This window comes from Mycobacterium adipatum (assembly GCF_001644575.1).
Lineage (GTDB): Bacteria > Actinomycetota > Actinomycetes > Mycobacteriales > Mycobacteriaceae > Mycobacterium > Mycobacterium adipatum.
The window spans coordinates 3,656,715-3,676,174 of record NZ_CP015596.1 but is presented as its reverse complement, the minus strand read 5'-3'; the positions used below and the strand labels follow the sequence as shown (position 1 = coordinate 3,676,174).

Sequence of the window (19,460 nt, the reverse complement as noted above, 5' to 3'; positions counted from 1 at the left end):
GCCCCGGCGCGCGGGCGGGCGACGTCGACGGATTCCGAAGTGCCTGGAATAGTTGACGGCGGACGCCCTGCCGCCCCGGTGGACGTCGGCGAATGCCAGCGAGTTTGTACGACAACGATCGTGGGAGGAAGCTAGATGACGTCACCGAGTGGGCCGCCGCAGGGCGCCGGAGGCTACGCAGGCCCGGCCCCGACGCAGGGTTACCCGCCCGGCACGCAGAGCGCTCCGTCCCCGAACGCGAATCTGCAGAACGAGGTGCACACCCTGGAGCGGGCGCTGTTCGAGGTCAAACGCATCATCGTCGGCCAGGACCAGCTGCTGGAGCGCATGTTGGTCGGTCTGCTCGCCAAGGGGCACGTCCTGCTCGAAGGTGTGCCCGGTGTCGCCAAGACGCTGGCCGTGGAGACCTTCGCCAAGGTCGTCGGCGGTACCTTCGCCCGCATCCAGTTCACCCCCGACCTGGTGCCCACCGACATCGTCGGCACCCGCATCTACCGGCAGGGCCAGGAGGAGTTCGACATCGAACTCGGCCCCGTGGTGGTCAACTTCCTGCTCGCCGACGAGATCAACCGGGCGCCGGCCAAGGTGCAGTCCGCCCTGCTCGAGGTGATGGCCGAGCGCAAGATCTCCATCGGCGGCAAGACCTTCCCGCTGCCGTCGCCGTTCCTGGTGATGGCCACCCAGAACCCCATCGAGCAGGAGGGCGTCTACCAGCTGCCCGAGGCGCAGCGGGACCGCTTCCTGTTCAAGCTCAACGTCGACTATCCCTCGCCGGAAGAAGAGCGCGAGATCATCTACCGGATGGGCGTCAAACCGCCCGAGCCCAAGCAGATCCTCAACACCGGGGACCTGCTGCGGCTGCAGGAGGTCGCCGCGAACAACTTCGTGCACCACGCCCTGGTGGATTACGTGGTGCGCATCGTCACCGCGACCCGCGAGCCGGAGAAGTTCGGGATGCCCGACGCCAAGGCGTGGATCGCCTACGGCGCGTCACCGCGTGCCTCGCTGGGCATCATCGCCGCCTCCCGCGCGCTGGCGCTGGTGCGCGGGCGTGACTACGTGGTGCCCCAGGATGTCGTCGAGGTCATTCCGGACGTGCTGCGGCACCGCCTGGTGCTGACCTACGATGCGCTGGCCGACGAGGTGTCCGCCGAGACGGTGATCACCCGGATCATGCAGACCGTGGGTCTGCCGCAGGTGAATGCGATTCCGCAGCAGGGTCATTCGGCGCCTGTCGGGGTGCCTGCCGCGGCGGCGGCCGGCGGTCGGTGACCGCCACAGGCGGGCCCGCGGTCGACCTGCCCTCGCTCAAGCGTGGTGAGATCCGCGACCCCGCCCTGACCGCGGCGCTGCGCAAACTGGAGCTGACGGTGCGCCGCAAGCTCGACGGGGTGCTGCACGGCGACCATCTCGGCCTGATCCCCGGTCCCGGGTCGGAGCCGGGGGAGTCGCGGATGTACCAACCCGGCGACGATGTCCGGCGGATGGACTGGTCGGTGACCGCGCGCACCACCCATCCGCATGTCCGGCAGATGATCGCCGACCGGGAGCTGGAGACCTGGTTGGTGGTCGACGTGTCGGCCAGCCTGGATTTCGGCACCGCAGGATGCGAGAAGCGCGATCTGGCGGTGGCCGCGGCCGCGGCCATCACCTTCCTCAACAGCGGCGGCGGCAATCGGATCGGTGCGCTGATCTCCAACGGTGACACGCTGCGCCGGGTGCCCGCGCTGTCCGGGCGGCTGCACGAACAGGAACTCCTGCGCGCCATCGCCACCACCCCCCAGGCGCCGCCCGGGGTGCGCGGGGACCTGGCCGCCACCATCGACGCGTTGCGGCGGCCCGAGCGCCGTCGGGGCATGGCCGTCATCATCAGCGACTTCCTCGGTCCGATCGATTGGATGCGGCCGCTGCGTGCCATCGCCGGGCGGCACGAGGTGCTCGGTATCGAGATCATCGATCCGCGCGATGTCGAACTGCCCGATATCGGCGATGTGATCCTGCAGGACACCGAGACCGGGGTCACCCGCGAGTTCACCATCGACGAGAAGTTGCGTGACGATTTCGCCCGCGCCTCCGCGGCGCACCGCGCCGAGGTGGCCCGCACCCTGCGACGTTGCGGCGCGCCACTGCTGACCCTGCGCACCGACCGGGACTGGATCGCCGATGTGGTCCGCTTCGTGGCGAACCGCCGCCGCGGTGCCCTGGCCGGCGGCCGATGACACGTCCCCGGATGACTACGACACTGAAATGACACGCTGCAGATGACTTTGCCGTTGCTCGGACCGATGAGCCTGTCGGGCTTCGAACACAAGTGGTTCTTCCTGTTCCTGCTGGCGGTGGCGGGGCTGGTCGCCCTCTACATCGTGGTTCAGCGGGCCCGGCAGAAGCGGATCCTGCGTTTCGCCAACATGGAACTGCTGGAGACGGTCGCCCCCCAACAGCCCACCCGGTGGCGGCACCTGCCGGCGATCCTGTTGGTCTCCGCACTGGTGCTGTTGACGGTGGCGATGGCCGGCCCCACCCACGATGTGCGGATCCCGCGCAACCGGGCCGTGGTGATGCTCGTCATCGACGTCTCGCAGTCCATGCGGGCCACCGATGTCGCGCCCAGCCGGCTGGTCGCCGCCCAAGAGGCCGCCAAACAGTTCGCCGATCAGCTCACCCCGGGTATCAACCTCGGACTGATCGCCTACGCCGGCACCGCCACCGTGCTGGTCTCACCGACCACCAACCGCGAGGCCACCAAGAACGGCATCGACAAGCTGCAGTTGGCCGATCGCACCGCCACCGGTGAGGGCATCTTCACCGCGCTGCAGGCGATCGCCACCGTCGGCGCGGTGATCGGCGGCGGTGACGAACCGCCGCCGGCGCGGATCGTGCTGATGTCCGACGGTAAGGAAACCGTGCCGTCAAACCCGGACAACCCGAAGGGCGCCTACACCGCCGCGCGCACCGCCAAGGATCAGGGCGTGCCGATCTCGACGGTGTCCTTCGGCACCCCGTACGGCTACGTGGAGATCAACGATCAGCGCCAGCCGGTGCCCGTCGACGACGAGATGCTCAAGAAGATCGCCGATCTGTCCGGCGGCGAGGCCTTCACCGCGTCCAGCCTGGAGCAACTCAAGGAGGTCTTCAGCTCGCTGCAGCAGCAGATCGGCTACGAGACCATCAAGGGTGACGCCAGCGTCGGCTGGTTGCGGCTCGGCGCGCTGGTGCTGGCCCTGGCCGCGCTGGCGGCGCTGCTGATCAACCGTCGTCTGCCGGGCTAGTACCGCGCCGTCCCGGCCTGCAACGGTGGGTACTCGCCGGTGCCCGTCCCGTCGATCGTGGTGCCGGCGAACTGCAGCGACATCCGCAGCGTGTCCTCGATTGCCGGGTGGTGGGTCATCGCGAACCGGGACACCTCGTCGAGCCGGCGCAGCTGGTCGGCGCTCAGCTGGACGTCCAGGCCAGCCAGGTTGCTCTCCAGGTGGGCGCGCCGCCGGGCGCCCACGATCGGCACCACCGTGCCCGGCCGCGACCGCAGCCAGGCCAGCGCGACCGCCGCGGCCGTGCTGCCGAGTTCCTCGGCGACCGCGGTAACGGTATCGATGACGTCGTATTCGGCCTCGCTCGGAGCTCCGACGTAGGCGGCCCGCGCGGAGTCGCCGACGGCCCCGCCGCGCCGGTACTTGCCGGACAGGAAGCCGTTGCGCAGTGGACTCCAGGTCACCAGGGCGAGGTCCTGGTCGATCGCCAGCGGCACCTGCTCACCCTCGACATCGCGAGCCAGCAGCGAGTATTCGAGTTGCAGGGCGATCAGCGGCGTCCAGGAGCGCAGCATCGCCATGGTCTGGGCCTGCGCGGTGACCCAGGCCGGGATGTTGGAGAAGCCGATATAGCGGATCTTGCCGGCCCGGACCAGGTCGTCGAGGGTGCGCATGGTCTCCTCGATCGGTGTGTGCCGATCCCAGTTGTGCAGCCAGTACAGGTCGATGTGGTCGGTGCGCAGCCGGCGCAGACTCTGCTCCAGCTGGGTGAGGATTGATCGCCGACCGGCGCCGCCGCCGTTGGGATCGCCGGGCACCATATTGGTGAAGAACTTGGTGGCCAGGACCACACGATCCCGCCTCTGCGGCCGGGCATGGAAGTAGTCCCCGAGGATCGTCTCGGAATGCCCGTTGGTGTAGAAGTTGGCGGTGTCGACGAAATTCCCGCCGCGGTCGAGGTAGTCGTCCAGGATGGCTTCGGATTCGGCGACGCTGCAGCCGGCGCCGCCGGCGTCCTCACCGAAAGTCATGGCGCCCAGTGAGAATGGGCTCACTCGCAAGCCGGATCGGCCCAGGGTGAGATAGCTGTCGAGGGTCATGGTGTTGCTCCTTCATGGCGGTGTGACTGACCCCTTCAGACAACTCGATGCGCGGCCCGGCCGGTAGATCGATCCGCTTGATCTATTGCCTGATACTGCTCATTCTGAAACTATCGGTAGGTGACGCAAACCCCGCTGGCCGAGCTCGCCCACCGCATCGCGGCGCATGCCCGGCCGGAGATGACGACGGCCATCGACGGACTGCTGGTCGCCAGCGTCGCGGACACGTCGCCGGAGTACTCGTTGACCGACCCGCTGTTGGTGGTGATGGCGCAGGGCGGCAAACGCCTGCTGCTGGGCGATCGGGTGTTCGAATACCGGGCCGGGGAGGTGTTGGTGGTCACGGCCCAGCTGCCGGTCAGCGGGCACTTCATCGACTGCGACGCCCGCTCGCCTGCGCTGGCCGCCGGGTTGGTGTTGCGCCCACCGGCGATCGCGGAGCTGCTGTTGCGCGGTGGTCCGGCGCCGCGCCGCGGCGATGTGCGGACCGCGATGGCGACCGGCCCCGCCGATCCGGACCTGCTCGACGCGCTGCTGCGGATGGTGCGGCTGCTGGACAGCCCCGCCCACGCCGCGGTGTTGGCACCCTTGATCGAACAGGAGATCCTGTGGCGGCTGCTGCGCGGTCCGCACGCCGAGCTGGTGGCCCAGATCGGTTCGGCGGGAAGCTCTGTGACGCATATCAATCGGACCATCCGGTGGATCAGGGAGAACTACGCCGAGCCGCTGCGCATCGGTGACCTGGCGGCCATGGCCGGGATGAGCAGCTCGGCGTATCACCGGCACTTCCGCAGCATCACCGAGTTGAGCCCGCTGCAGTTCCAGAAACGCATCCGGCTGCAGGAGGCCCGTGCGCTGCTCGTCGCCGAGGCCGGTGACATCGCCGGAGTCGGCCACCTCGTCGGGTACGACAGCCCCACCCAGTTCAGCCGGGAGTACCGCCGCATGTTCGGCGCGCCACCCGGACGTGATGTGGCCCGGCTGACCGCGGACCGCGCGGTGGGCGCCGTCCATCTCCCGTGAGCTCGCCCGCACATGTCGGCGATGCGATTTCGGGACCGTGCCGGTCAGACGATAAGTTGGCGGTCATGAGTGATACCGCCGCCACGGAGAGTGCCGCCGCGGCACCCGTGGGCCGCCCGCCCTTCGTGTCCCGTTCGGTGCTGGTCACCGGTGGAAACCGGGGGATCGGCCTGGCCATCGCGCAGCGCCTGGCCGCCGACGGTCACAAGGTCGCGGTGACCCACCGCGGCTCCGGCGCCCCCGAGGGACTGTTCGGCGTGCAGTGTGACGTCACCGACAACGACGCCGTGGACCGGGCCTTCAAAGAGGTCGAGGAACACCAGGGCCCGGTCGAGGTGCTGGTGTCCAACGCCGGCATCTCCAAGGACGCGTTCCTGATGCGGATGACCGAGGAACGGTTCGAAGAGGTCATCAACGCCAACCTCACCGGTGCCTTCCGGGTGGCTCAGCGCGCCTCGCGCAGCATGCAGCGCAAGCGTTTCGGCCGCATCATCTTCATCGGCTCGGTCTCGGGTATGTGGGGCATCGGGAACCAGGCCAACTACGCGGCCGCCAAGGCCGGTCTGATCGGGATGGCACGGTCGATCTCGCGTGAGCTGTCCAAGGCCGGCGTCACCGCCAACGTCGTCGCCCCCGGCTATATCGACACCGAGATGACCCGCGCACTCGACGAGCGCATCCAGGAGGGTGCGCTGGAGTTCATCCCCGCCAAGCGGGTCGGCACCGCCGCCGAAGTGGCCGGGGCGGTCAGCTTCCTGGCTTCCGAAGATGCAAGCTACATCGCCGGCGCGGTCATCCCCGTCGACGGCGGCATGGGCATGGGCCACTAGAAGAGATAGGGACTTTCATATGACCGGCTTTCTCGAAGGTAAGCGCATCCTGGTCACCGGGATCATCACCGACAGCTCGATCGCGTTCCACATCGCCAAGCAGGCCCAGGAGGCCGGCGCAGAGCTGGTGCTGACCGGGTTCGACCGGCTCAAGCTCATCCAGCGCATCGCCGACCGGCTGCCCAATCCGGCTCCGCTGCTGGAGCTGGACGTGCAGAACTCCGAGCATCTGGACTCGCTGGCCGGGCGCATCACCGAGGTGATCGGCGAGGGCAACAAGCTCGACGGCGTGGTGCACTCCATCGGTTTCATGCCGCAGACCGGGATGGGGGTGAACCCGTTCTTCGACGCGCCCTACGAGGACGTCGCCAAGGGCATCCACATCTCGGCGTACTCCTACGCCGCACTGGCCAAGGCCACCCTGCCGGTGCTCAACCGTGGCGGCAGCATCGTGGGCATGGACTTCGACCCCACCCGGGCGATGCCCGCCTACAACTGGATGACGGTGGCCAAGAGCGCACTGGAGTCGGTGAACCGCTTCGTCGCCCGCGAGGCCGGCCCGTTCGGTGTGCGCTCCAATCTGGTTGCCGCCGGTCCGATCCGGACCCTGGCCATGAGCGCCATCGTCGGTGGGGCGCTGGGCGCCGAGGCCGGTGACCAGATGCGGCTGCTGGAGGAGGGCTGGGATCAGCGCGCCCCGGTCGGCTGGAACATGAAGGACCCGACCCCGGTCGCCAAGACGGTCTGCGCCGTGCTGTCGGACTGGCTGCCCGCCACCACCGGCACCGTCATCTACGCCGACGGCGGCGCCAGCACCCAGCTGTTGTAGAAACGGGAATCCCGTGCACTTCGACGCCCTGCTGCTGTTGTCGTTCGGCGGGCCCGAAGGCCCCGAGCAGGTGATGCCGTTCCTGGAGAACGTCACCCGGGGCCGCGGGATCCCGCCCGAGCGACTCGTTGCGGTGGCCGAGCACTATCAGCACTTCGGTGGTGTCTCACCCATCAACGGGATCAACCGCGCACTGATACGGCAGATCGAGACGGTACTGGCCGATCAGGGGCGCGACCTGCCGGTGTACTTCGGCAATCGCAACTGGGAGCCCTACGTCGAGGACACCGTTGCGGCCATGCGCGACAACGGCGTTCGGCGCGCTGCGGTGTTCGCCACCTCGGCGTGGGGCGGATACTCCGGATGCGCGCAGTATCAGGAGGACATCACCCGGGCGCGTCAGGCGGTCGGGGAGTCCGCGCCCGAGCTGGTGAAACTGCGCCAGTATTTCGACCACCCGCTGTTCGTCGAGATGTTCGCCGACGCCGTCAACGATGCCGCCGCGACACTTCCGCAGGACCTGCGCGCCGGGGCCCGGCTGGTGTTCACCGCGCACTCGATACCGCTGCGCGCCGCATCGCGGTGCGGCACCGACCTCTACCAACGTCAGGTCGGTCATGCCGCACGCCTGGTCGCCGCGGCGGCCGGCTACCCGGATTTCGACCTGGTCTGGCAGTCCCGGTCCGGGCCGCCGCAGGTGCCCTGGCTGGAACCCGATGTCGGCGATCACCTCGATGCCCTCATCGGGCAGGGCGTCCGTGCCGTCATCGCCTGCCCGATCGGCTTCGTCGCCGACCACATCGAGGTGGTGTGGGATCTCGACAACGAACTCGCCGAACAGGCCGAGGCGGCCGGGGTCGCGTTGGCCCGAGCCAGCACCCCGAACGCGCAGCGCCGCTTCGCCGAACTCGTCATCGGACTTGTCGACGAGCTGCGCCTCGGTGACGCACCTGCCAGAGTTCCCGGCGCGCAACCGGTTCCGAATCAGGGGTGCAGTGTCAACGGCGCGTTCTGCACCCCGGCCTGCGAACCGCTCAGCGCTGCCAGGCCGAGTACATGATGGCGCTGACCGCGGCGAGCCTGGCGGTGCGCACCACCGAGGCCAGCGGCCGCAGGGTGTCCGAGGCGATGCGGATCTCCGAGCTGGTCTGAAGCCCGATCGGCATCAGACCGGAGCTCGCGGTGATGATCGCGTCCACGTGCGCGGCGTTCTCCAGCACCCGCAGCGCCCGTTCCGGCGCGTGATCGGGCAGCCGGTGCAGGCGCGTCGCCTCCAATAGTTGTTCGACCATCCCGCGCGGGTCGTCGATGTCGGCGGCGCCGATGCCGGCACTCAACGCGCCGAGCGCGTCGGCGGCCGAGCGCACGGCGGAGCGCAGGGTGTACTCGGCGTCGCCGAGATCGCTGTGTTCGACGACCGCTGCGCTCCCGGTCGAATACACCGTCCACGCCAGCGAGACCGGATCCGGCTCGAAATCCGGGTCGTCGACGTCCTCGTAGTTGTATTCGGGCACCATGCCGACCGAGCGGCGGGCGTCCTGGCCGACGATGATCGCCTCGCCCATGGCGATCGCGTCCCGCTGGAACTGGGTGTCCGGCGGCAGGCCGCGCACATCGCCTGGGACCGGCAGCACCAGCGTCAGCGGCGGGCCGTCCAGCGGCGCGCCGGCGGCGGTGCGCATGGTCTGCAACAACGACATGGTTCCGCTGTGAAACAGGTCCGGCCACGGCAGCCCGGTGGAACCGGCCGCCACCGAATCGTAGGCGGTCACGGAATGCTTTGGCGCCCACTGGGATAGCGCGTCGAGCACATCATCGGGCGCGGCAACTCCCGCAAGCCAGGCGTTGACCCAGATCGTCAGCGAAGCGCTCGGACACCACATAGTTTCCGCAGTGTAGTTGTCGGTCGCGGGTACGGCCTGATTCGCTACGCTGACACCCATGCCCGCATGGATATGGCTGGTCGCAGCGCTGGGACTGGCCGGCGCCGAGGCGCTGACCGGTGACCTCTTCCTGCTGATGCTCAGCGGTGGTGCGCTGGCGGCCGCCGGTGCGGCGGTGGTGTTCGACTGGCCGATCTGGGCCGACGGTGCGGTGTTCCTCGTCGTCTCGCTGCTGTTGCTGGTCGGGGTGCGCCCCGCTTTGCGGCGCCGGATGGAGGCGGGTCAGGGCCTGCCGGAGCCGGCGAAGGCGCTGGAAGGCAAGGGCGCGCTGGTGCTCTCCCGGGTGGCCCAGCACGAGGGTCAGGTCAAACTCGACGGTGAAGTGTGGACGGCACGGCCCCTCAACGACCACGATGTATTCGAACCGGGTGACCAGGTCACCGTCATGCACATCGACGGGGCCACCGCGGTCGTCTACCGAGCGCTCTGAGCAGTAACAGCCGAACAGGAATGTGGGAGGAATCGTCATGGATGGTGCCGTCGTAGGCCTCGTGCTGTTCGTGGTCCTGGTGATCTTCGCCGTCGTGGTGGTGGCCAAATCGGTGGCGCTCATCCCGCAGGCCGAGGCCGCGGTGATCGAACGGCTGGGTCGCTACAGCCGGACGGTGAGTGGCCAGTTGACACTGCTGGTCCCGTTCATCGACCGGATCCGCGCGCGGGTCGATCTGCGCGAGCGGGTGGTGTCCTTCCCGCCCCAGCCGGTGATCACCGAGGACAACCTGACGCTGAACATCGACACCGTCGTCTACTTCCAGGTCACCAACCCGCAGGCGGCGGTGTACCAGATCAGCAACTACATCGTCGGTGTCGAGCAGTTGACCACCACGACGCTGCGCAACGTGGTCGGCGGTATGACCCTTGAGCAGACCCTGACATCGCGCGATTCGATCAACGCCCAGTTGCGCGGGGTGCTCGACGAGGCGACCGGCCGGTGGGGGTTGCGCGTCGCCCGCGTCGAGTTGCGCAGCATCGACCCGCCGCCGTCGATCCAGGAATCGATGGAGAAGCAGATGAAGGCCGACCGCGACAAGCGCGCCATGATCCTCACCGCCGAGGGCGTCCGGGAGTCATCGATCAAACAGGCCGAGGGGCAGAAGCAGTCCCAGATCCTCGCCGCCGAGGGTGCCAAGCAGGCGGCGATCCTGGCGGCCGAGGCCGACCGGCAGTCCCGCATGCTGCGTGCTCAGGGTGAGCGGGCCGCCCAGTACCTCAAGGCCCAGGGTGAGGCGAAGGCCATCGAGAAGACCTTCGCCGCCATCAAGGCCGGCCGCCCGACCCCGGAGATGCTGGCCTACCAGTACCTGCAGACCCTGCCGGAGATGGCTAAGGGCGAGGCCAACAAGGTGTGGCTGGTTCCCAGCGACTTCGGGTCCGCGCTGGAGGGGTTCACCAAGATGCTGGGCGCCCCGGGTTCCGACGGCGTCTTCCGCTACACCCCGTCGCCGGTGGAAGGGGACCTGCCCAAGCCGGAGGACGACTCCGACGAGGTCGCCGAGTGGTTCAACACCGAAACCGACCCGGAGATCGCGCGGGCGGTGGCGCGAGCCGAGGCCGAGGCCCGCAAGTCGGTCCCGCCGCTGGGAGCCGAGTCCGCGGCGCCGCTGGACGCACCGACCCAGTCCCCGGCGCTGGGGGGTGCTCCGGTGCCGCCGCCGGGCGGCACCCATCGCGCCCCGTAACGCCGGCTGCCCCGACGGCGATAAACCACGCGATTGCGCGGTCGCAGGCTGAGATTTTCCTGAATGATTGACGCGGTCGAACATTTTTCCTGTGGGGCGGACCAGGTCCCGTGGTCTAATGGCATATTGGTGATTTGCTGGCCGTGCACTGGCTTTTTTGCCGGTGCGAGGACGAAATGGCGACGTGATGACGGGGACGCTATGAGCAGGGTGGGCGTGCGCACCGCGCTGGGTGCCGGCGCGTTGTCGACCATGCTGGCCATCGGTGCACCGATGGCCGTTTCGGTGGCCGACCCCGATACCGATTCCGGCAGCAGCCAATCCGGCACGTCGCAGGGCCCGAGTTCGGGCACCGACACCCCGAAACCCGGCAGCGGTGCCGGCATCGACACCCGTCCGACGTTACGCAAGTCGCTCACCGGCGTGCGCTCGGTGATCCGTCCGTGGACGGCGCAGCGACCCGAACCCGGCTTCGGTAGCCGCCCGCGCACCACCGCCCCGGACCCGTCGTCGGGCACCGAATCCGAGCTCGAGCTCAGTGCGCCCGCCACCGCGCCGGCCGGGCCGCCGCCTGCCAGGACGGTGTCGGTCAAGGCTCCGCTGACCTACGACAAGCTGCCCGAGGTGGTGAACACGGTGGGCGACACCGTGGCCTCGGTGCTCGGTTCGACCCAGCAGACGGTGTCCGCTGTTCCCGCCCTGCTGGTCGGCCTGCCCGGCTCGACCACCCCGGTCACCGATGTCATTACCACGATCGAGTTCATGCTCACCACGGTGGGCACCTCGGTGGGTACCGTCGCCGCGCTGCCCGGTGAGCTCGGCGCCCTGATGGACGTCACGGCCCCGCCGCCGGCGGTCACCGGCGTCGCACCACAGGCCCGGCCGACCACGGCGCTGGCCGCGCCGGTGGACCTGCCCGGGCTGCTCCTCCCGTCCGCTGAGGCCCTCACGCTCGGTGCGCCGGCCCCCGTCCCGGCTGCCCCGGTGCCGGCCCCGGCCACCCCCGTCAGTGTGGAGTGGGCGGCTCCGGCCGCCACCGCGTCGCTGGGTGTCAGCGGTCTGACCGCCTCGGGTGCGCCGCAGTCCTTCCTCGACCGCGCGGTCAGCACGCTGCTGGTGCCGATCTCGATCGCGGCGCTGGCGGCGGTGGCGTTGCCGGGTGTGGGCGGACTGCTGGTCATCTGCGCCCTCGGGATCAGGATCGGCTACCGCCAGGCCAAGGCCGGCTGGGCCATCCGCGTCGCGGGCATCGCCCGGTTCGCCGGTTCCGGCCCGATGGGTGTGGTCCGCTCGGGGTCGATGATCACGCTGCACACCAGACGTCCCAGCGCGGACCGCGCGCCCGGTCGGCTTGCGCTGGTGGACCGCTCGCTCGAGAAAGCCGCCTGAGCGGCTACGTGCTGACGGTGGGTTCCCCGCCCGCCGGTCGGGCGTGCGCGCGGCGGTGCGCGCGGAGCTCGTAGACCAGCCCGACCAGACCGACGCCCGCGGTGCACGCGGACACCAGGAACAGCAGCGGACTGATATTGCCGGTGAGCGCGTCGCCCAGGATGACCACCGCCGCCGTTCCCGGGAACACGCCGACCAACGTGGCCACCGTGTAGGGCAGCAGTCGCACCGCCGAGGCGCCCGCCGCGTAGTTGAGGACCGCGAACGGCACGGCCGGAATCATCCGCATCGACAGCACCGTCACCCATCCCCGTTCGCGGAGCCGGGCATCCAGCGACTCGACCCTGGGGTGCAGGGTGAGCCGGCTGAGTTGCCAGCCGGCGGCGCGCACCAGCAGCACGGCCAGCACCGCGCTCAGGGTGCTGGCGGCCACCGCGATGCTGACCCCGACCAGGGGGCCGAACAGCAGACCCGCCGCGAGGGTGAACGCGGTCCGGGGGAACGGGAACACCGTCATCACGACGTGGGCGGTGAAGAACACCAGCGGGAACCAGGCGCCGGCCGCCGTGGCCCAGTCACGCAGCTGGATCGCGCTCGGCAACGGCACCAGAATCGCCACTGCGACGAGGATCACAATTGTGGCCGCGATACCCACCGCGCGGCGGCGGGGCAGTTGGGTGGCCGTCGACGTCACCGCGGTCCAGACCGTGCGCAACGTGGTGACGACGGGTTTCACGTCTGCCCACCCTACGTGGCGCGGCGCGGTGTCGCCGACAACGCTACTGCTCAGTAGCTTTTGCCCGCCGTACGCTGCCGTGATACCGATCATTTAGCCTCAGGTGCAACAGGCCAATCACCGCTGGCTAATCTCACTTAGTCAGACAACGCTTTTTAACCCAGGAGCCGCCAGTGTCCTCGAGCGTCATTGAATCGGATCGCGAGCGCTGGCGCTCCGGCGTGGCCGGCGTGCTGGCCAAGAGCTTGCGGCGCGATGCCGCGGATCTGCCGGCCGAACCCGAACGGCTGCTCGACTCGCCGACGTACGAGGGATTCCCGGTACGCCCGCTCTACACCGCTCTCGACGAACGGCCCGAGTCGCCGTTACCCGGGCAGTGGCCCTACACCCGCGGCGCCGATGCCCGCCGGGACGTGCTGAGCGGGTGGAAGGTCGCCGAGCAGTTCCCGCTGGCGGCCTCCAGCGGTACCTCGGAGACCAACGGCGCGCTGCTGCTGGCACTGACCGAGGGCACCAGCGCGCTGGTGCTGCGGGTCGGATCGGCCGCCGCCGAGCTGGACCGGATGCTCGACGGCGTGTACCTGGACCTGGTGCCGGTGCTGCTGGACGCGGGTGATCAGTACGTCGCCGCCGCCGACGCGGTCCTGGCCCTGGTCGCCGATCTCGACGACGAGCAGCGTGGCCGGCTGTCGCTGGATCTGGGTGCCGACCCGTTCACCGCGCCGCTGAGCGGGCGGCCGACGGTCGGCACCGATGAGGTCATCGCCATCGCGCGGCGCACCGCCGGCCAGACCGGGGTGCGGGCCATCACCGTCGACGGTCCGGCGCTGCACAACCTGGGCGCCAGTGCGTCCTGGGAGCTGGCCGGGGCCGTCGCCGCCGGAGTGAGTTACCTGCGGCTGCTGACCGAGGCCGGACTGTCGGTCTCCGATGCGCTGCGCCACATCAGCTTCCGGTTCGCCGCTGATGACGACCAGTTCATGACGATCGCCAAACTGCGCGCCGCGCGCCGGCTGTGGGCCAGGGTGGCCGAGGTCGCCGGTGACGGCGCCGCCGGCGCCGCCGTCGTGCATGCGGTCTCGTCGGCACCGATGATGAGCCGGCGTGACCCCTGGGTGAACATGCTGCGCACCACTCTGGCCGCGTTCGCCGCCGGCGTCGGCGGCGCCGACACCGTCCTGGTGGCACCCTTCGACGCCGCGATCCCCGGTGGCTTGCCCGGCACCGCAACCACTTTCACCCGCCGCATGGCGCGTAACACGCAGCTGCTGCTGCTCGAGGAGTCCCATCTGGGCCGGGTGCTCGACCCGTCGGCCGGGTCCTGGTTCGTCGAGGATCTGACGGCGCAGCTGGCGGACCAGGCGTGGGCGCATTTCCAGGACCTGGAGTCCCGCGGCGGCTTCGTGGCGGCCCGCGAACATCTCAGCGAGCAGATCGCGGCGGTCCGCGAGGCGCGCGCCGATGACATCGCGCATCGCCGGACCGCGCTGACCGGGGTGAACGAGTTCCCGAACCTGGCGGAGAAGCCGCTCGCCGGGGCCGCCGAGGAGCCGGGGGTGTATCGCTACGGCGCCGGCTTCGAGGCGCTGCGCGACCGCTCCGATGCCTACCTGGCCGAGCACGGGACGCGGCCCGCGGTGGTGCTGCTGCCGCTGGGGCCGCTCGCCGAACACAACATCCGAACCACGTTCGCCGCCAACCTGCTTGCCTCCGGCGGCATCGAGACCGTCAATCCGGGCACGGTCGATGCGGCCGCGGTCGCGGCGGCCGTCGAGGGGCACCGCGCCGTGGTGATCTGCGGTACCGACGCGCGGTACGGCACCGAGGCCGAAGCCGTCGTCGCCGCCGCGCGCGATGCCGGCGTGCCGCACATCTATCTCGCCGGGCCCGAGAAGGCCGTCGGTGCCGCGGTGGCGCGACCCGACGAATACCTGACCGCGAAGATCAACGCCGTCGAGGCGCTGGCGACCCTGCTGACCCGTTTGGGGGCCTGATCATGACCGCATCCGATATCACCGAGACGTCCGCCGCGATCGGCAGTTTCGCAGAGGTTCCGCTGCACGGCCCGCACGACGGCCCGGCACCCACCCCGCAGGCGGTGACCGAACAGGTCGCCGCCGCCGCCACCGCACACGGGTACACCCCCGAACAGCTGGTGTGGTCGACGCCGGAAGGGATCGACGTCAAACCGGTGTTCATCGAGGCCGACCGCGATGACGCGGCCGCCGCCGGCTACCCGGTGGACAGCTTCCCGGGCGACGCGCCGTTCATCCGCGGGCCCTACCCGACGATGTATGTGAACCAGCCGTGGACCATCCGGCAGTACGCCGGCTTCTCCACCGCGGCCGAGTCCAATGCGTTCTATCGGCGCAACCTGGCCGCCGGCCAGAAGGGTCTGTCGGTGGCCTTCGACCTGGCAACCCACCGCGGCTACGACTCCGACCACCCGCGGGTGGCCGGGGATGTCGGGATGGCCGGGGTGGCCATCGATTCGATCCTGGACATGCGCCAGCTGTTCGACGGGATCGACCTGGGCAGCGTGTCAGTATCGATGACGATGAACGGTGCGGTGCTGCCGATCCTGGCGCTCTACGTCGCGGCGGCCGAGGAGCAGGGGGTGGCACCGGAGAAGCTGGCCGGCACCATCCAGAACGACATCCTCAAAGAGTTCATGGTCCGCAACACCTACATTTATCCGCCCAAGCCCTCGATGCGGATCATCTCCGACATCTTCGCCTACACCAGCGCGAAAATGCCGAAGTACAACAGCATCTCGATTTCGGGGTACCACATCCAGGAGGCGGGTGCGACCGCCGATCTGGAGCTGGCCTACACGCTGGCCGACGGGGTCGAGTACATCAAGGCCGGCCTCGACGCCGGGCTGGACATCGACAAGTTCGCGCCCCGGCTGTCCTTCTTCTGGGGCATCGGGATGAACTTCTTCATGGAGGTCGCCAAGCTGCGCGCGGGACGACTGCTGTGGAGCGAGCTGGTGGCACAGTTCGATCCGAAGAGCTCCAAATCGTTGTCCCTGCGCACCCATTCGCAGACCTCGGGCTGGTCGCTGACCGCGCAGGACCCGTTCAACAACGTCGCGCGCACCTGCATCGAGGCGATGGCCGCCACCCAGGGGCACACCCAGTCGCTGCACACCAACGCCCTCGACGAGGCGTTGGCGTTGCCGACGGATTTCTCCGCCCGCATCGCGCGGAACACCCAGCTGCTGCTGCAGCAGGAGTCCGGCACCACCCGGCCGATCGACCCGTGGGGCGGCTCGTACTACGTGGAGTGGCTGACCCATCAGTTGGCCGAGAAGGCGCGCGCGCACATCAAGGAGGTCTCCGAGTACGGCGGGATGGCCCAGGCCATCGGGGAGGGCATCCCGAAGCTGCGCATCGAAGAGGCCGCTGCCCGGACGCAGGCGCGCATCGATTCCGGTGCCCAGCCGCTGATCGGCGTCAACAAATATCAGGTGGCCGAGGACCAGGAGATCGAGGTCCTCAAGGTCGAGAACAGTCGGGTCCGTGCCGAGCAGCTGGCCAAGCTGGAACGTCTGCGCGCCGAGCGCGACGAGGCGGCCACCCAGGCGGCTTTGGCCGAATTGACCCGTGCCGCACAGGCTTCCGGACCCGCCGGCGAGGACGGGCTGGGTAACAATCTGCTGGCGCTGGCCATCGACGCTGCCCGCCACATGGCCACCCTCGGCGAGATCTCCGATGCTCTGGAGAAGGTCTACGGCCGGCACCAGGCCGAGATCCGCACCATCGCCGGGGTGTACCGCGACGAGGTCGGAAAGGCTGGGAACGTGACCACCGCAACGGAGCTGGTCGAGAAGTTCGCCGAGGCCGACGGCCGTCGGCCACGGATCCTGGTCGCCAAGATGGGCCAGGACGGGCACGACCGCGGCCAGAAGGTCATCGCGACGGCATTCGCCGACATCGGCTTCGACGTGGACGTCGGCTCGCTGTTCTCCACCCCGGACGAGGTGGCCCGCCAGGCCGCCGACAACGACGTACATGTCGTGGGTGTCTCCAGCCTGGCCGCCGGGCACCTGACCCTGGTGCCCGCGCTGCGCGATGCGCTCGCCGAGGTGGGTCGCCCCGACATCATGGTCGTCGTCGGTGGGGTCATCCCGCCGGGTGACTTCGACGAGCTCTACGCCGCCGGGGCGACGGCGATCTTCCCGCCGGGCACCGTGATCGCCGATGCCGCCATCGGCCTGCTGCACAAGCTCGCCGAACGACTCGGATACACCCTGAGCTAGATGAGCCCCACGGTCGCCGAGTTGGCGACGGCAGTCCGCGGCGGTGACCGCTCGGGTCTGGCGCGCGCCATCACCCTCATCGAGTCGACGCGCCCCGATCACCGGCAGAAGGCCCAGGAACTGCTGCTGGAGCTCATGCCGGACGCGGGCGGTGCCATCCATGTGGGCATCACCGGCGTGCCCGGTGTCGGCAAGTCGACCACCATCGAGGCGCTCGGTATGCACCTGATCGAGGCGGGGCACCGGGTCGCCGTCCTGGCCGTCGACCCGTCCTCGACCCGCACCGGCGGGTCGATCCTCGGGGACAAGACCCGGATGGCGAAGCTGGCCGTGCACCCGGATGCCTATATCCGGCCGTCGCCGACCTCGGGCACCCTCGGCGGGGTGGCCCGTGCCACCCGCGAGACGATCGTGCTGCTGGAGGCGGCCGGCTTCGATGTCATCCTCGTCGAGACGGTGGGGGTGGGGCAGTCCGAGGTGACCGTCTCCGACATGGTGGACACGTTCGTCTTCCTGACCCTGGCCCGCACCGGCGATCAGTTGCAGGGCATCAAGAAGGGTGTGCTCGAACTCGCCGATGTGGTGGTGGTCAACAAGGCCGACGGCGAGCACGCCGTCGAGGCGCACGCCGCCGCGCGCGAACTGACCGGTGCGCTGCGTCTCATTTATCCGCGCGAAACACTTTGGCGGCCACCGGTTCTCACCATGAGCGCGCTGACCGGAGACGGTTTGGCGCAGCTGTGGGAGACCGTCGAGAAGCATCGTAAGGTGTTGACCGATGCCGGTGAGTTCGACGGGCGCCGCCGCAGGCAGCAGGTGAACTGGATGTGGGCGATGGTCCGCGACACCGTGCTGGACCGGGTGCTCGGCAATCCCGAGGTCAAACAGATCCGTACCGAGCTGGAACGGCAGGTCCGCGCCGGGGAACTGACGCCGGCACTGGCGGCCCAGCGGATCCTCGAGGCCGCCGACCGATGAGCTGAGCCTGGTTACCGTTTCGGGAACCGCCCAGGTCTTACGGATAGGTAACGCCCCTCGCTAGTTAGCCAAACCGCGAGGTAAATTGGATTGACTGTGACCTACGCAATAGATGGTGAGCGCAGCGCGGCGCCCACCGTGATCGGCAATAGCGCGGACATCTCCGATGCAGCCCCGTTGCCGCTCGGAGTCCAGGGCGCGGCAGACCCCAGCTTCGCGTGCGCGGTGGCGGCGTTCGCCAGGCTGTTCGGGCACCGGCGGTTGGGTGGCGGCGCCCTGTCGGTGTACCTGGACGGGGTGCCGGTCGTCGACGTCTGGACCGGATGGGCCGACCGGGCCGGTCGGCAGCGCTGGAACGCCGACACCGGGGCGATGGTGTTCTCCGCGACCAAGGGTATGGCCTCGACCGTCATCCATCGGCTGGTCGACCGTGGGCTCATCGACTACGACGCACCGATGGCCGAGTACTGGCCGGAGTTCGGCGCCAACGGTAAGGCCGGGATCACGGTTCGCGACGTGCTGCGCCATCGGGCCGGGCTGTCCCAACTCAACGGTGTCAGCCGCACGGATCTGCTCGACCACGTCAAGATGGAGGAACGCATCGCCGCGGCACCCGCCGGGCTGCTGCGCGGACGCCCCGCCTATCACGCGGTGACCTACGGCTGGCTGGTCTCCGGGCTGGCCCGCTCGGTCACCGGACTCGGGATGCGCGAGCTGTTCCGCAGGGAGCTGGCGGCGCCGCTGGGCGTCGACGGCGTGCACCTGGGCCGACCGCCGGCGGCCACCCCCACCCAGCCGGCGCAGATCATCGGGCCGCAGCGCCACCTGCAGAACCCGCTCTTCAACGCGGTGGCCCCGCACCTGGCCGCGCTGCCGCTGTCCGGCGGGCTCGGGGCGCTGTACTTCCCCGGGATGAAATCGATGGTGCAGGGGGACACGCCCCTGCTGGACAGCGAGATGGCGTCGGCCAACGGGGTGGCCACCGCGCGTGCGCTGGCCCGGATGTACGGCGCGATCGCCAACGGGGGCGACCTCGACGGCACCCGATTCCTGTCCCGCGATCTGGTGGCCGGCCTGAGCGGGCCGCGCAGTCTGCACCCGGACGGCTCCCTCGTGCTGCCGATGGCGTTCCACCTGGGTTATCACTCGCTGCCCTTCCCGGGCGTTCTGCCGGGCTTCGGGCATGTCGGTCTCGGTGGCTCGCTGGGCTGGGCGGACCCGGCCACCGGACTGGCGTTCGGCTACGTGCACAACCGGCTGCTCACACCGCTCGTGCTGGCCGATCAGGCCGGGTTCGTGGCGACGGCGGCGCTGATCCGGCGCGGTGCGGCGCGGGCGCGCGACCGCGGTTTCCAGGCCGTTCCGCGGTTGGGAACGGGCTTCGCCGGGCCCTCCGCGGCCGCCGTCTGAACCCGCTTCCGGAGGCCGATTTCGGTTGCCC

General features: G+C 69.5%; 17 protein-coding genes. 14 read left to right on the top strand and 3 right to left on the bottom strand.

The genetic code is table 11. The features are described from left to right. The first annotated feature begins 135 nt into the window (after positions 1-135). From moxR1 to A7U43_RS17360, 3 genes are read left to right on the top strand one after another with little or no spacing between them, the layout of a single operon-like run. On the top strand, positions 136-1,272 hold the full coding sequence (moxR1, locus tag A7U43_RS17370; RefSeq protein ID WP_067997756.1) for a chaperone MoxR1: 1,137 nt from the start codon (positions 136-138) through the stop codon (positions 1,270-1,272). Continuing rightward, positions 1,269-2,219, top strand: a complete 951-nt coding sequence (locus A7U43_RS17365) for a DUF58 domain-containing protein (RefSeq protein WP_067997753.1) — start codon at positions 1,269-1,271, stop codon at positions 2,217-2,219. The genes moxR1 and A7U43_RS17365 overlap by 4 nt, the downstream gene beginning before the upstream one ends. A gap of 42 nt (positions 2,220-2,261) precedes the next feature. Continuing rightward, positions 2,262-3,269: a VWA domain-containing protein gene (locus A7U43_RS17360; RefSeq protein ID WP_067997750.1), complete on the top strand. Its 1,008-nt coding sequence runs from the start codon at positions 2,262-2,264 to the stop codon at positions 3,267-3,269. On the opposite strand, the gene A7U43_RS17355 is transcribed toward A7U43_RS17360, so the two are convergent. Beyond that, the gene (locus A7U43_RS17355) at positions 3,266-4,348 is read right to left on the bottom strand and encodes an aldo/keto reductase (RefSeq protein WP_067997747.1); all 1,083 of its coding nucleotides are present in this window, start codon (positions 4,346-4,348) and stop codon (positions 3,266-3,268) included. The two genes, A7U43_RS17360 and A7U43_RS17355, sit on opposite strands and share 4 nt — an antisense overlap. A 120-nt stretch (positions 4,349-4,468) precedes the next feature. On the opposite strand from A7U43_RS17355, the gene A7U43_RS17350 reads away from it, so the two are divergent. The 4 genes from A7U43_RS17350 to A7U43_RS17335 all read left to right on the top strand — a co-directional run bounded on the left by A7U43_RS17350 (position 4,469) and on the right by A7U43_RS17335 (position 8,090). Further along, complete coding sequence (locus A7U43_RS17350; RefSeq protein ID WP_231963343.1) at positions 4,469-5,371, top strand: AraC family transcriptional regulator; 903 nt, start codon at positions 4,469-4,471, stop codon at positions 5,369-5,371. A gap of 65 nt (positions 5,372-5,436) precedes the next feature. After that, positions 5,437-6,201: a 3-oxoacyl-ACP reductase FabG1 gene (gene fabG1, locus A7U43_RS17345; protein WP_067997744.1), complete on the top strand. Its 765-nt coding sequence runs from the start codon at positions 5,437-5,439 to the stop codon at positions 6,199-6,201. Between the two features lie 19 nt (positions 6,202-6,220). Then, positions 6,221-7,030, top strand: a complete 810-nt coding sequence (inhA, locus tag A7U43_RS17340) for an NADH-dependent enoyl-ACP reductase InhA (protein WP_067997741.1) — start codon at positions 6,221-6,223, stop codon at positions 7,028-7,030. 73 nt (positions 7,031-7,103) lie between these two features. Then, the gene (locus tag A7U43_RS17335; RefSeq protein WP_418287696.1) at positions 7,104-8,090 is read left to right on the top strand and encodes a ferrochelatase; all 987 of its coding nucleotides are present in this window, start codon (positions 7,104-7,106) and stop codon (positions 8,088-8,090) included. Here the strand turns inward: A7U43_RS17335 and A7U43_RS17330 are convergent. After that, complete coding sequence (locus A7U43_RS17330; RefSeq protein ID WP_067997735.1) at positions 8,065-8,913, bottom strand: hypothetical protein; 849 nt, start codon at positions 8,911-8,913, stop codon at positions 8,065-8,067. The genes A7U43_RS17335 and A7U43_RS17330 overlap by 26 nt on opposite strands. 58 nt (positions 8,914-8,971) lie before the next feature. Between A7U43_RS17330 and A7U43_RS17325 the strand changes: the two genes are divergently transcribed. The 3 genes from A7U43_RS17325 (at position 8,972) to A7U43_RS17315 (ending at position 12,041) form a co-directional block, all read left to right on the top strand. Then, positions 8,972-9,403, top strand: coding sequence for an NfeD family protein (locus A7U43_RS17325; RefSeq protein ID WP_067997732.1), 432 nt, complete (start codon positions 8,972-8,974; stop codon positions 9,401-9,403). Between the two features lie 37 nt (positions 9,404-9,440). Then, positions 9,441-10,652 carry an SPFH domain-containing protein gene (locus tag A7U43_RS17320; RefSeq protein ID WP_067997730.1) on the top strand — a complete coding sequence of 404 codons (1,212 nt, stop codon included), beginning with the start codon at positions 9,441-9,443 and terminating at the stop codon, positions 10,650-10,652. Between the two features lie 201 nt (positions 10,653-10,853). Next, positions 10,854-12,041, top strand: a complete 1,188-nt coding sequence (locus A7U43_RS17315; RefSeq protein ID WP_156525947.1) for a hypothetical protein — start codon at positions 10,854-10,856, stop codon at positions 12,039-12,041. Positions 12,042-12,045: 4 nt separating this feature from the next. Here the strand turns inward: A7U43_RS17315 and A7U43_RS17310 are convergent, their stop codons facing one another. Further along, on the bottom strand, positions 12,046-12,777 hold the full coding sequence (locus A7U43_RS17310) for a TVP38/TMEM64 family protein (protein WP_067997725.1): 732 nt from the start codon (positions 12,775-12,777) through the stop codon (positions 12,046-12,048). Positions 12,778-12,950: 173 nt separating this feature from the next. Here A7U43_RS17310 and mutA point away from each other — a divergent pair, with 173 nt between their 5' ends. From mutA to lipL, 4 genes are all read left to right on the top strand, one after another. Beyond that, positions 12,951-14,771 carry a methylmalonyl-CoA mutase small subunit gene (gene mutA / locus A7U43_RS17305; protein ID WP_067997722.1) on the top strand — a complete coding sequence of 607 codons (1,821 nt, stop codon included), beginning with the start codon at positions 12,951-12,953 and terminating at the stop codon, positions 14,769-14,771. A 2-nt stretch (positions 14,772-14,773) separates the two neighbouring features. Next, positions 14,774-17,041, top strand: a complete 2,268-nt coding sequence (gene scpA, locus A7U43_RS17300; RefSeq protein ID WP_067997719.1) for a methylmalonyl-CoA mutase — start codon at positions 14,774-14,776, stop codon at positions 17,039-17,041. Next, entirely contained in the window at positions 17,042-18,019 is a 978-nt protein-coding gene (gene meaB / locus A7U43_RS17295) for a methylmalonyl Co-A mutase-associated GTPase MeaB (protein WP_067997716.1), read from the top strand. 96 nt (positions 18,020-18,115) lie between these two features. After that, complete coding sequence (lipL, locus tag A7U43_RS17290; protein ID WP_411289530.1) at positions 18,116-19,429, top strand: esterase/beta-lactamase LipL; 1,314 nt, start codon at positions 18,116-18,118, stop codon at positions 19,427-19,429. Positions 19,430-19,460 lie beyond the last annotated feature (31 nt).